Origin of the sequence: Streptomyces adustus, assembly GCF_009377175.1 — a bacterium.
Taxonomy (GTDB): domain Bacteria; phylum Actinomycetota; class Actinomycetes; order Streptomycetales; family Streptomycetaceae; genus Streptomyces; species Streptomyces adustus.
In genome coordinates this window covers 18613-31018 of sequence record NZ_VJZD01000030.1, presented here as the reverse complement: position 1 = coordinate 31018, position 12406 = coordinate 18613, and the positions used below count along the sequence as shown (strand labels likewise).

Below are 12406 nucleotides of genomic sequence, written 5' to 3'. Positions count from 1 at the left end.
ACGGGGCACGACCGAGGGACCAGGGCCGGGAGGGGGATCCCGGCCCACGGAGCCCGGCCCACGGAGCCCGGCCGACGGAACTCAGCCGACGGACCGGGGCCGGGAGGGGTGATCCCGGCCCGCGATCCTCACAGCTGGGTCGACTGGCGCTCGGTCAGGCCGTACTTCCGCGCGATCGTGTTCCACAGCTGCGCGGCCTTTTTCTTCTGCGCGCTGGCGTTGCCGCTCGCCACGTTGCCCGCCTGGGCCTCGCCGGTGTTGCGGGCCTGGCCGTGCTTGCAGGCCTTCTTGTTCCCCGCGGTCTGGTCCGCCCACGCCGCGTAGTGGGTGTCGGCCGACGCGGACGCCTTCCACGCCTCGGTGAGCGCGCCGGTCAGCCGATCGTGGTCGGGCAGCTTGTCGACGGACAGCCCGGACAGCCTGGTGACCAGCTCGTTGCGCTGCTTGGCCGCGTCCCGCAGGTCGGCGGCCGCCTGGCCGAGGTTGTCGCAGGACTTGACACTGGCGACCGCCGCGATGACCGAGGCCCGGCTGCTGCCGCTGTCGGCCAGCAGCTTGTCCAGCTCCGCGGCCTGCGCCTTCGCCCCGTCGCCGCCGGCGGCGGGAGCGGCGCCCTGGCTCGCGGACGCCGAGGCGGAGACGGTCGCGCCCGCCTCGCCCTTGTCGTCGCCCCCGCCGCCGAGCAGCGAGCCCGCGCCGATGCCGACCACGGCGATGGCGATGCCGATACCGGCGATCAACGGCACCCGGGAACGGCTGCGGCCGCCCCCGGCCCCGCCCTCGCCCGGGTGGCCGGCACCCCAGCCGTCGTCGCCCCGGGCGCCGCGGCGGCCCGCGCCGGGACCGGCGGGACCGGCGGGCGGGGCGTACGAGGCCTGCGCGGGGTAGCCGCCCGGCCCGCCGTACGCCGCGGGTCCGGCGTCGTGCTGCGGGATGCGCGGCAGCTGCTGCGTGGACCCGGCCGGAACGTCACCGCCCATGTCGTTGCGGAACAGGTTGTCGAACTCGGCGGGCGGCTGCCGGTCGCCGCCGTCACCCGGCAGACCCCCGCCGTACGGTCCGGCGGACGGGTCGGCGGGCACCGGCGCGATGTACTGCGTCGCCTGGGCGTCGGGGTGCATCCCGGCAGGCGCCGCCTCGGGCGGCAGGGCCCCCGGCCCCACCGGCGGTATGAACTGCGTCGCTCCCTCGTCCACGGCGGGCGCGACGACGGGCGGCAGGAACTGCGTGGCCCCCTCGACGCCGCCCGGCGCGGGCGGGACCGGCGGAATGAACTGGGTGGCGCCCTCGTGGGCGGCGGGCGGCAGCGGCGCACCGTACGCCGCGTGCGGCGGCTGCGGGTTCTCCGGCGGCATCGGGCCCGCGCCGCCGGAGGCCTGCGGCCAGGACGGCGCGGCGGGCGCCGCCTCCGGCGCGCCCCAGGCCGGCTCGGCGGGTGCGGCGGGCGGCCAGTCCGCGGCGGGCGGCTGGGCCGCCCCCGGGTGCTGGCCGGGACCCCACGCCCCGCCCCAGGCCTGCCCGCCGGCCGGTGCCGCGCCGGCGGTGTCCTGACCGTACGTCTGTCCGTACTGCTGAGCGCTGTCCTGATAGCTCTGGTAGGGCATGCCGGCGGGCTGCGCCGACATGCCGGGGAGCACCGGCTCGCCTCCGTCGGAGGGCAGCACGATGCCTTCGCGCGCTGACCGCGCCGAGGGCTCCTCGCCCTGTCCACTCTGCGTCACCGGGACTCCTACGAATGGGGGACCTTCGGGATCGTCGGCTCACGCTACCGGGTCCCCGGAACCGGGTGCTACGCAGCTCAGGACCTGACCTGCCTCCTTGTGACGTCAGTAACAGATCCGGGGCGCCGTACGCTGTTCATGCCGGATCCCGCGCACCGGCGGGCCGTTTCCCGCAGATTCACGCGGCGGCGCCCTCCGTGTTCACGCGGCCACCGGCAACTCCAGTCGCGCCCCGAACTCCCGCACCACCGGCTCGTCACGGTACGGATCCAGCCGCTGCTGGAAGTCCTCCAGATACTCGGCGCCCCGGTTGGAACGCAGCGTCTCCAGCAACTCCACCGCCTTCAGGCCCGTGTTGCAGGCCTCCTCGATCTCGCGCTGCTGCACCTGGGCGGTGGCCAGCAGCACATAGCCGATGGCCCGTCGGCGCGCCCGCGACTCGGGGTGCCCGGCCAGGGACTCCTGCGCACACCGCGCCGCCGCCTCGGCCTGTCCCAGGTCGCGGTGGCAGTGCGCCAACTCGTCGGCCAGATAGGCCTCGTCGAAGTGCGCGATCCACGCCGGGTCGTCGCCCGAGGCCGCGTCCGCCTGTTCCATCGCCGAGACCGCGCGCCCCGAGGCGATCTGGGCCGCTCGCGCGTCGCCGAGCAGCGCGTGCCCGCGGGCCTCCGCCGCGCAGAACATGGCCTCCGCCCGCGGGGTCACCCTGCCCCGCGCCCCCTCCTGGGCCGCTCGCGCCAACTGCGCGATCTCCCGCGGGTTTCCGAGCTGCGCGGCGAGATGGCTCATGGACGCGGCGAGCACGTAGCCGCCGTACCCGCGGTCGCCCGCCGCCTGGGCCAGCCGCAGCGACTGGATGTAGTAGCGCTGCGCGAGACCCGGCTGCCCGGTGTCCACGGCCATGTAGCCGGCGAGTTCGGTCAGCCGTGCCACCGCGGCGAACAGGTCGCGGCCCACCGCCTCCCGGTACGAGCCGGCCAGCAGCCCGGAGACCACGCTGTTGAGGTAGTGCACGACGACCGGGCGCACATGCCCGCTGCCGTACTGGTGGTCCAGGTCGACCAGCGCCTGGGTCATGGCCCGTACGGCCGTCACGTCGGACTGGCCCACGCGGGGACCCGCCGCCCGCGCCACCTGCGAGTCCGGCACGGAGATCAGCCAGTCACGGCTGGGCTCGACCAGCGCGGACGCGGCGACGGAGGACCCGGACAGGAAGTCCCGGCGTCCGACGTCGCTGCGCCACAGCTCGCAGACCTGCTCGATGGCCCCCAGTACCGTCGGCGAGAACTGGAGACCGACCCCCGACGCGAGGTTCTTGCCGTTGGCCATGCCGATCTCGTCGATCGTGACCGTACGGCCCAGCTTGCGGCCGAGCGCCTCGGCGATGATCGCCGGGGCCCGTCCCCGCGGCTGCTGGCCCCGCAGCCAACGGGCCACGGACGTCTTGTCGTAGCGCAGGTCGAGGCCGTGTTCGGCGCCGCACATGTTGACCCGGCGGGCCAGCCCGGCGTTCGAGCAACCCGCTTCCTGGATGAGCGCCTGCAACCGTTCGTTCGGCTGCCGGGCGACGAGAGGCCTTGCGGCCATGGCTGAACCCCCTGTGGCTGCGGTGCCTGCCCACGCACCGAGTTGACGTGTCTTCACTGGCCGGACCCGGTCGGATCCGCCGAGCGGATCCGGCCTCGAAGATCAATGCCCAACGGACATAGCGAAAATGCCAGACATGCGAGGATTGCCGGGGTAAAGGTGGAAGCCGACCCCACTCGTGGCTACCCACTTCCGCCGTGGATCCTCCTGCGCGCCCCCACACGTGCATCCATGCGCCCCGGACACGGAAGCAGTGCTCCTCCCCCGCGCGCGCCGGAACAAGCCCCGGGGCCGTAACCCGAGGTGTGTGCGGAAGTTGAGTGGGCGTGGAAGAGACGATCCCGGCCGCCGAAGCCGCCCAGATTCCTCAGCAGCGCAGGGAATCGCTGCTGGAGACCGCCGTTCGCTACGCCGAGGAACGCCACTGGGAAGTGGTCCCCGGCACCTGGCTGGAAGCCGTCGCGGGGGTGGAGCGCTGCTCCTGCGGCCGGGCCGAATGCGGCGCGCCGGGCGCGCATCCCGCGCGCGAGGACTGGGCGACGCAGGCGACCGGCAGCGCGAGCGTGGTGCGCCGGATGTGGCAGTGGCAGCCGACGGCGTCGATCCTGCTGCCGACGGGCCGTACGTTCGACGCGATCTCGGTGCCGGAGTCGGCCGGCTTCCTGGCGCTGGCCCGGATGGAGCGGATGCGGCTCACGCTCGGTCCTGTGACGTCGGCGCCCGACCGGCGGATGTACTTCTTCGTGCTGCCCGGGGCGTGCGCGAAGGTGCCCGAGCTGGTGCGCCGGCTGGGGTGGGCGCCGGCCTCGCTGGACCTGGTCGCGCTCGGGGAGGGGGCGTACGTGGCCGGGCCGCCCACCCGGTTCGGCTCCCGGGGGGCCGTGCAGTGGGCGTGCCGGCCCACCCCGGCCAACCGGTGGCTGCCGGACGCGGAGGAGCTGATCTCGCCGCTGGCGTACGCGTGCGGCCGGGACCGGTAGGGCGGGCCCGTCCCGCGCCACCCGCGCGCTGCGTACGGTCGTAGGGTGCATCCATGACGCAGGGAGCAGGGGTGGGCGCAGCCGCGGTACGCGTGCAGGGGCTCTGGAAGCGGTTCGGGCAGCAGGTCGCCGTCGCCGGGATCGACCTGGAACTGCCCGCGGGCAGGTTCATCGGGCTGGTGGGGCCGAACGGGGCCGGGAAGACCACCACCCTGTCCATGGTGACCGGGCTGCTCCGGCCCGACCAGGGCCGTGTCGAGGTGGTCGGGCACGACGTGTGGCAGGACCCGGTCGCGGTGAAGGCCCGGATCGGGGTGCTGCCGGAGGGGCTTCGGCTCTTCGACCGGCTCTCGGGGCGGGAACTGCTCGGCTACTCCGGCCGGTTGCGCGGGCTGCCCGGCGCCGAGGTCGACAAGCGCGCCGCCCAGCTCCTCGACGTCCTCGACCTGACCGGCGCGCAGCACAAGCTGGTCGTCGACTACTCGACCGGCATGCGCAAGAAGATCGGGCTGGCGGCCGCGCTGCTGCACAACCCCGAAGTCCTCTTCCTCGACGAGCCGTTCGAGGGCGTCGACCCGGTGTCCGCGCAGACCATCCGGGGCGTCCTGGAGCGGTACACGGCCTCGGGCGCCACGGTGGTGTTCTCCTCCCATGTGATGGAGCTGGTCGAGTCGTTGTGCGACTGGGTCGCCGTGCTGGCCGCGGGCCGCATCCGCGCCCAGGGCACCCTCGACGAGGTGCGCGGCGGGGCGCCCACGCTCCAGCAGGCCTTCCTCGAACTCGTCGGCGCGCACAGCCGCGACACCGGCTCCGAACTCGACTGGCTGGGCGGCGGGGCCCGATGACGCATCCGGCCGACCTCCGTCCCACGGCCCCCGCGAACCCCCGTCCCGTCGGCCTCACGGCCACCGTCGTGCGGCTGAAGCTGTCCCTGCTGCGCAACGGTCTGCGGCAGTCCGGCGGGCGGCGGGCGGCCTTCGTCGTCTCCGCCGTCGCCGCGCTGCTCTTCGCCGCGCTGCAACTGCTCGGGCTGATCGCGCTGCGCGGCCACGCGCACGCCGCGTCCCTGGTCGGGCTGCTGACGGCGGTGCTGGCGCTGGGCTGGGCGGTGATGCCGCTGTTCTTCCCCAGCGGCGACGAGACCCTCGACCCGACCCGGCTGGTGATGCTGCCGCTGCGGCCCCGGCCGCTGGTACGGGCGCTGCTGACGGCGTCCCTGGTCGGCGTCGGCCCGCTGGTCACCCTCATGCTGCTGGCCGGCAGCGCGGTCTGTGTGGCGCACGGGACGGCGGCGGGTGTCGTCGCGGTCGTGGCCGTCGCCCTGGCCCTGCTGGTCTGCGTGGCCCTCGCGCGGGCGGTCGCGATCGCCAACATCCGGCTGCTGACCAGCCGCAGGGGCCGCGATCTCGCGGTACTGAGCGGCCTGGTCATCGCGGTCGGCGCGCAGGTCGTCAACTTCGGCGCGCAGCGGCTCGGCGTGTCGGGTCTGGCACCGCTCGACCCGGTGTACGCGGTGGTGCGCTGGCTGCCGCCCGCGTCGGCGATCGGGGCGGTGGACTCGGTGAGCCGGGGCGCGTACGGCGTCGCCGCCGCCCAGCTCGCGCTGACCACGGTCGCGCTGGTGCTGCTGGTGGCGGCGTGGGCGCGCAGTCTGACCCGGCTGATGACCTCCCCCGACGGCTCGACCTTGCAGCGGACCGAGTCCGAGGGCCGCGAGCGCGCTACGTCGTGGGCTCCGGCCCGGCTGCTCCCGGCCGGCCGCACCGGCACCGTCATGGAGCGCAGCCTGCGCTACATCTGGCGCGACCCCAAGACCAAGGCGGCCTGGGTGACGTCGCTGGCCATCGGTCTGATCGTGCCGGTGTTCAACGCCTTGCAGGGCACCGGCTCGATCTACTTCGCCTGCTTCGCCGCGGGGATGCTCGGCATCCAGATGTACAACCAGTTCGGCCAGGACACCTCCGCGTTCTGGATGGTCGCGCTGACCATCTCCACCCCGCGTGACGCGTACGCCGAGCTGCGGGCCCGGGCGCTGGCGCTGCTGCTGATCACCCTCCCGTACGCCACCCTGGTCACCGTCCTGACGACCGCGGTGCTCGGCGACTGGCGCCGGCTGCCGGAGGTGCTGGGGCTGTCCCTGGCGCTGCTGGGGGCGATGCTGGCGACCGGCGCCTGGACCTCGGCCCGCTTCCCGTACTCCATCCCGCAGGAGGGCTACAAGAACGTGGCGCCGGGGCAGAGCGGTCTCGCCCTGATCTCGATCCTCGGCGGCATGGTCGCCGCCGCGCTGCTGTGCGCCCCGGTCCTCGCGCTGACGATCTGGCTGAACGTCAGCGCGGGCGGCGATGCGTGGACCTGGCTGCTGCTGCCGGTGGGCGCGGGGTACGGGACGGCGATCACCGCGCTCGGGCTGCGCCTGGCGGCCCCACGCACCGCCGCACGACTGCCGGAGATCCTGGCGGCGGTCAGCAAGGGCTGAGACGGGCGAGGCGCCGGGCGCACGGACTCGGACGGCGGCGGCGGACGGCAGACGGCAGACGGCGGTCGGCGGTCGGCAGACGGCGGTCGGCGGTCGGCACGGACTCGGGCACCCGGCCGGTAGTCGGCCGGGACTCGGGCGCGATCGGCACGGACTCGGGCGGCGGACGACGGTCGGCGAAGGGCGAGGTGGTGGCGCGGGCGGGGTCAGGGGGTGAGGACGCCGTCCAAAAACGGCTCGATCGCCGCCCGCCAGGCCTCCGGCTGGTCGTAGTGGACGAGGTGGCCGGCGTCGGCCACCTCCGCGTACTGCCCGCTGGGCAGCACCCGGACCATCTCCTGCGCCTCGGCGCGGCCCAGCTCGCCGTCCTGGCCGCGGACCACCAAGGCGGGGCAGCGGACCTGGGCGAGCTCCTCCCAGTGCGCGTCGTACACCCACGTCTCGCGGGACTTCAGCATCTGCCCGGGCTCGAAGACGGGACGCCAGCCGTCGGAGGACTCGTGCATGACCTCGGCGTAGAACTCGCCGCGGGCCGGGTTGGGGCGTTCCACCCAGGGGTCGTCCTCGCCGAACCACTTGCGTACGTCGGCGAGGGTGGCGAAGGGGACGGGCCAGGACTTGAACCAGTCGGCCCACTCGCGCTGCGAGGCCGCGCCGAGCGCGGAGGCCCGCATGTCGCAGATGATCAGACCGTGCACCAGATCGGGGCGCTTGGCGGCGAGCTGCCAGGCGGTCAGCGCGCCCATGGCGTGACCGACGAGGACCACCTGGGTGAGGCCCACCTGTTCCAGGGCGGCCTCGGCGTCCTCGACGTAGGCCTCGCGGGTGAAGGACGCCTGTGGGGGCTTGCCGCTCTGTCCGTGGCCGCGCTGGTCGAGGGCGACGGCCCGGTGCCGCTCGGAGAGCCAGCGGGCGGTGGACGCCCAGTGGGAGGCCCGGCCCATCAGTCCGTGCAGTAACAGGACGCCGGGCGTGGCCCCGCTCTCCTCCGGCAGACCCCGGTCGTACGGGTCCCGGCCGTGGGTCTCCGGTCCGGGTGGTCCGGCCTGCTCCGGCAGGAGTGCGGCCGGGTCGCGCTTGGGCGGGTCGCCGAACTCCCAGGCGGCCAGGCGCACGCCGCCCGCCCCGGTCACGTCGATGCGTCGCGCCATAGGTCCTGGCACCCCCCTAGCTCCGCTCGGACCGCTCGCGCCGGCCGGTCCTGTGAACCGCTTGCTGCCTGCCGTCGTTGCCGTGGTACCGCTTTCCCTCATCCACATCTACGGACTCTACGCAGACTCATCCGCAAATTATCGAAAAAGTATTCGAAGTACGCCTTCTCCGCGGGCAACACCCCTCGTTCGAGTGACCCCTCTCAAGGAATGATCGCCTCAGCCGAGGGGAGATCTTCAGCGGGAGGCGGACCGCTCGGGGAAAACGGTCCGAGGGAATCGACCTTGAGAGCTCGGGGCTCCAGGTCGGAACAGGGGAGGACAGGCCCCGGCGCCTTCGGGCGCCGGGGCCACCCTGGTCTCCGCGGCACATCCTCCCCGCCCCCTCAGCCCGTATGCCTCGTGCGACAGCAAGCCTGGCACGCGAAGCGGCGGACCGCTGCGATTCGGCGCACTCAGCGCTTGGCGACGAACACGTGCGAGGCGACGTCCGCCACCAGCTCGGCGGCCTCGCCACCGCTGCCCACCAGCACACCGCCGGGGGACTCGGTCACGCTCACCACCGAGCCGGGCTGCACGCCCGCCCGGCGCAGCGTGTACATCAGCTGCGCGTCCGTCTGGATCGGCTCGCCGATCCGGCGCACCACGACCGTCTTGCCCTCCTGGCCCGGGTCGAGTTCGGCCAGGGACACCATGCCCTCGTCCAGGAACGGGTCGGCGCCGTCCTTCTCGCCGAGCTCCTCAAGACCGGGGATCGGGTTGCCGTAGGGCGACTCGGTCGGGTGACGCAGCAGCTCCAGCACGCGCCGCTCCACGGCCTCGCTCATCACGTGCTCCCAGCGACACGCCTCGGCGTGGACCTGCTCCCACTCCAGACCGATCACGTCCACCAGGAGGCACTCCGCGAGCCGGTGCTTGCGCATCACCCGGGTGGCCAGCCTGCGGCCCTCGTCCGTCAGCTCCAGGTGCCGGTCGCTGGCCACGGACACCAGCCCGTCGCGCTCCATCCGTGCCACCGTCTGGCTGACGGTCGGCCCGCTCTGGTCGAGCCGTTCGGCGATCCGGGCGCGCATGGGGACCACACCTTCCTCCTCCAGCTCGAGGATGGTGCGGAGATACATCTCCGTGGTGTCGATCAGTCCGGACATACCTGCCCCTAAATGAGATCTGCCGGAAGCACGGCTGGCTCCGCGGCGCGTGCGCTGGCCCTGGGCTCAATTCTGACGCATGGCACTGACAACCGTGCCGCGCCTGCGAAACGGGACGGTTACGCGGGAGCGCGGGGCTCCCCGAGGCGGCCGCCGGTCGACCGGGTGACGCGCGGTCACCCGCGGGCCGCCCAGGAGAACCGGACACCGGCGGACACGGAGTGCACCCGGTCGGCACGACCGGCGCCGCCGTATTGACAGGGCACTGGTCCAGACCGCACGGTGATCGGCGGCACAGACGCCGCCAGACGCTGTGAAGGGGCATCGCATGGGCGACAGCACACCGGCCGGCCAGTTCTTCGACGCCGCGATCACCCTGCTGCAACGGGTGCGCGACGAGGAGGCCGAGGCCGTCGAGGCGGCCGGCACGCTCCTCGCCGACGCGGTGGCCGACGGCGGCCGGCTCTTCGCCTTCGGTGCCGGACACTCCTCGCTCGCCGCCCAGGACCTCGTCTACCGGGCCGGCGGCCTGGCGCTGATGAACCTGCTCACCGTGCCGGGCATGGTCGGCGTCGACGTCAGGCCGGCCACCCTCGGCTCCGCCCTGGAGCGCGTCGACGGGCTGGCCGACGTCGTCCTGGACTCCTCCCCGCTGCGCGCGGGCGACGTCCTCGTGATCGTCTCCCTCTCGGGCCGCAACGCCCTCCCCGTGGAGATGGCCATGGGCGCCCGCGCCCGCGGCGTGAAGGTCATCGGCGTGACCTCGGTGGCGTACGCCGCGCAGACGTCGTCCCGGCACACCTCGGGGACGTACCTCAAGGACCACTGCGACCTCGTCCTCGACTCGAAGATCGCGGTCGGTGACGCCGAGCTCAGCCTGGACACCATCCCGGCCCCCTTCGCCCCGGCCTCCACCGTCGTCACCACGGCGCTGCTCCAGGCGGTCATGGCCACCACGGCCTGCACCCTCGCCGAGCGGGGCGTCGAGCCCCCGCTGCTGCGCTCCGGCAACGTCGACGGCGGCCACGACTGGAACCGCCGGATCATGCAGGAGTACCGGGACCGGATCTTCTACCAGCACTGACGGGAGCCGCCGGAGCGGCTCGGCGCGCTCCGGCGGCGCGGACTACTTCGTCCCGAGCAGTCCCGCGAGGTCGAGGGCGCCCGCGATCCGTAGCGCGACGTCCTCCGCGTACGCCGTGTCGGAGCGCTCGAAGGCGCTGCGGCCGCCCGCGCGCAGGAACGTCACCACGCCCAGCGTCCGCCCCCGGCTGCGCAGCACCGCGCACAGCGCGTGCACCGTGTCCGGCGGCCACTGCCGGGCCAGCGCCCACTCCCGCACCTCCTCGGCCGACCCGGTCCCGGCGGCGGACCGCACCGACCCGGTCCGCTCCACGCACTGAAGGGCCGGATGCCCCGGGCCGTAGCACACGGGCAGCCCGGCCTGCCCGGTGAGCTGGGCGGGCCCCGGGGTGCCTGCGGGCGTCTGGGCGATCCGCACCAGCCGTACCGGCCCGTCGGCCGACTCCGTCACCCGGTCGATCAGGGCCTGGTCGGCGAACCCGGCGAGCGCGAAGTCGAGATGGACGGTGACCGCCTCGGCCGGGTCCTCGCACTCGGCGGCCGCGCGGGCCGCCCGGTGCAGCTGGTTGCCGCGGAAGCGCAGCAGCGCCGCCTCCTGCTCGCCCTGCCGGGACTCGGTGACGTCCAGGAACAGCCAGCCGACGCCGAGCGGGACCGGCTCCTCCGCGAGCGGCGAGGCCAGCCGCAGGAAGCCGCTGCGCCAGCAGCGCCGGCGCTCGCCCTCGGGCGTGCGCACGGCCACCCAGATATCGGCGGGCGCGGGCGGCGCGCCCTCGGCCAGGACGTGGGTGAGCGCGCTCTCCAGTTCCTCGACGCCCTGGGCGAGCAGTTCGCCGAGCGGCCGTCCCAGCGCCGCCGTGCGCCCGATGCCCAGTGCGCGGGCCGCGTGCGCGTTCACGACGGCGGGCCGCAGATCGGCGTCGACCAGGACGACACCCCAGCTCGCGTTCTCGAACAGGGCCTCGCTCAGCGCGATGGACCGCTCCAGGTCGATCTGTGCGTGCACCTCGCTGAAGGCGCAGTACAGGCCCGCGGGCTCGCCGTCGGGGCCGTGCACGACGGCCGACTGGGTCCGTACGAGCACCCGGCCGCCGTCCTTGGTCAGCAGCGCGAACTCGTGCACCTGACGGCCGGTGGCCCGCATGGCGGCCATCAGCCGCGCCTGGACCTCCTCGGCGTCCGCGGGGCGTACGGCCCACCCGGCGAACCCGTGCCGTCCCACGGCCTCGGCCGCCGTCCAGCCCAGGATCCGCTCGGCCTCACGGTTCCAGTGGGTGACGACCCCGTCCGCGTCGAAGGCGCACAGGGCCGCGTCCATGCCGTCCAGCAGCGCGGCGAGCAGATCCGAACCGCCCGAGGCCTCCCGCTCGGGCTCCGCGGGCTCGTCCGGCCCCAGCTCGTCGGTGGTCCCACTACGCCGGGAAGCACTCACCTGGACCCCCTGCCGGCTGCGTCACTTGCCATCATTCAACTCGAACGTGATGCAGCACACATCGAGTTCCCACAAGATTGAAGGAATCGTTGTACGCCGGGGTCTATCCGGCACAGGACTCGCGGCGCATCGTCAGCCACAGGTCGCTCTCCCCGTCCAGCGCATACCGCTCGACCTCGACGAACCCGCGCGCCTCGGCGAACCGGACACCGTCCTCGTTGGCCGCCAGGATCACGGCCTCGACCGTCCGGGCCCCCAGCGTCCGGGCCTCGGCCAGCCCGTCCTCGTACAGCGCCGTGCCGAAGCCCCGCCGCCGGAATGCGGGCAGCACCCGGGCGATGACGGTGGCGACCGCCTCCGCGCCCTCGGGCGGCCGCACGGTCGAGCAGCCGACCAGCACGTCACCGAGATAGGCGTTCACCAGGCGGTAGCGGCCGACGCGCTCCCGCGCCTCGGCCGGGGTCATCGCCGCGGGCGGCACCACCACGTTGTGGACGTGCCGCCACTGCTCCACCATCGCCTCGCCCGCCACGGGCGCCATCCGAAGCCCCGCCCGGACCGCCGCGTCCGCCGCGTCCGTCCGGTCCGCCTGATCCACCTGATCCACCTGATCCACCTGATCCGTCATGGCAGCAGGGAATCGCGGCCCCGCCCGCCGGTCAACGGGATTGCCCCGCGCGCGACGGCGAGGGTCGGCAGGGGCGGCGGAAAAAAGGTTGAAGGTCCGCCGCGGCGTTCTTAGGGTGGGGATTACACCGAAGGGAGGTGATCGGGTACATGAGTGAAACCCGGACGCGTGAGGTGGCTGCGGGCTAGCGGCCCGCC

Annotated in this window: 10 protein-coding genes; 4 read left to right on the top strand and 6 right to left on the bottom strand. The window is 74.0% G+C overall.

All coding sequences use genetic code 11. The features are described from left to right. Positions 1-128: 128 nt before the first annotated feature. Positions 129-1721 (bottom strand): hypothetical protein, encoded by a 1593-nt coding sequence (locus FNH09_RS10430; RefSeq protein ID WP_162468364.1) that lies wholly within the window; start codon positions 1719-1721, stop codon positions 129-131. Positions 1722-1922: 201 nt separating this feature from the next. Further along, a complete protein-coding gene (locus FNH09_RS10425; protein ID WP_152886469.1) occupies positions 1923-3308 on the bottom strand; it encodes an NsdA family TPR-like regulatory protein in 1386 nt (461 codons plus the stop codon). A gap of 326 nt (positions 3309-3634) precedes the next feature. On the opposite strand from FNH09_RS10425, the gene FNH09_RS10420 reads away from it, so the two are divergent. Genes FNH09_RS10420 through FNH09_RS10410 form a run of 3 tightly spaced genes read left to right on the top strand, consistent with a single transcriptional unit; the run spans position 3635 to position 6767 of the window. Next, the gene (locus tag FNH09_RS10420; RefSeq protein WP_162468363.1) at positions 3635-4288 is read left to right on the top strand and encodes a bifunctional DNA primase/polymerase; all 654 of its coding nucleotides are present in this window, start codon (positions 3635-3637) and stop codon (positions 4286-4288) included. 53 nt (positions 4289-4341) lie between these two features. Next, entirely contained in the window at positions 4342-5133 is a 792-nt protein-coding gene (locus FNH09_RS10415; protein WP_152886468.1) for an ABC transporter ATP-binding protein, read from the top strand. Beyond that, complete coding sequence (locus FNH09_RS10410; RefSeq protein ID WP_238426594.1) at positions 5130-6767, top strand: transporter; 1638 nt, start codon at positions 5130-5132, stop codon at positions 6765-6767. Before FNH09_RS10415 ends, FNH09_RS10410 begins: the two co-directional genes overlap by 4 nt. A 206-nt stretch (positions 6768-6973) precedes the next feature. Here the strand turns inward: FNH09_RS10410 and FNH09_RS10405 are convergent, their stop codons facing one another. Next, positions 6974-7918 carry an alpha/beta fold hydrolase gene (locus FNH09_RS10405; protein WP_152886467.1) on the bottom strand — a complete coding sequence of 315 codons (945 nt, stop codon included), beginning with the start codon at positions 7916-7918 and terminating at the stop codon, positions 6974-6976. Between the two features lie 455 nt (positions 7919-8373). Beyond that, the gene (locus FNH09_RS10400; RefSeq protein WP_152886466.1) at positions 8374-9066 is read right to left on the bottom strand and encodes an iron-dependent transcriptional repressor DtxR; all 693 of its coding nucleotides are present in this window, start codon (positions 9064-9066) and stop codon (positions 8374-8376) included. Between the two features lie 328 nt (positions 9067-9394). On the opposite strand from FNH09_RS10400, the gene FNH09_RS10395 reads away from it, so the two are divergent. Then, positions 9395-10150 carry an SIS domain-containing protein gene (locus FNH09_RS10395; RefSeq protein WP_152886465.1) on the top strand — a complete coding sequence of 252 codons (756 nt, stop codon included), beginning with the start codon at positions 9395-9397 and terminating at the stop codon, positions 10148-10150. A 42-nt stretch (positions 10151-10192) separates the two neighbouring features. On the opposite strand, the gene FNH09_RS10390 is transcribed toward FNH09_RS10395, so the two are convergent. Together FNH09_RS10390 and FNH09_RS10385 are read right to left on the bottom strand one after the other, a co-directional pair. Further along, positions 10193-11581 (bottom strand): PAS domain-containing protein, encoded by a 1389-nt coding sequence (locus FNH09_RS10390; protein ID WP_162468362.1) that lies wholly within the window; start codon positions 11579-11581, stop codon positions 10193-10195. Between the two features lie 103 nt (positions 11582-11684). Next, positions 11685-12188 carry a GNAT family N-acetyltransferase gene (locus FNH09_RS10385; protein ID WP_338017529.1) on the bottom strand — a complete coding sequence of 168 codons (504 nt, stop codon included), beginning with the start codon at positions 12186-12188 and terminating at the stop codon, positions 11685-11687. Positions 12189-12406: the final 218 nt, after the last annotated feature.

Coding starts and splice junctions, on each gene's coding strand:
- FNH09_RS10425 (WP_152886469.1), bottom strand. CDS start 3,308: ATGGCCGCAAGGCCTCTCGTCGCCCGGCAGCCGAACGAACGGTTGCAG.
- FNH09_RS10415 (WP_152886468.1), top strand. CDS start 4,342: ATGACGCAGGGAGCAGGGGTGGGCGCAGCCGCGGTACGCGTGCAGGGG.
- FNH09_RS10410 (WP_238426594.1), top strand. CDS start 5,130: ATGACGCATCCGGCCGACCTCCGTCCCACGGCCCCCGCGAACCCCCGT.
- FNH09_RS10405 (WP_152886467.1), bottom strand. CDS start 7,918: ATGGCGCGACGCATCGACGTGACCGGGGCGGGCGGCGTGCGCCTGGCC.
- FNH09_RS10400 (WP_152886466.1), bottom strand. CDS start 9,066: ATGTCCGGACTGATCGACACCACGGAGATGTATCTCCGCACCATCCTC.
- FNH09_RS10395 (WP_152886465.1), top strand. CDS start 9,395: ATGGGCGACAGCACACCGGCCGGCCAGTTCTTCGACGCCGCGATCACC.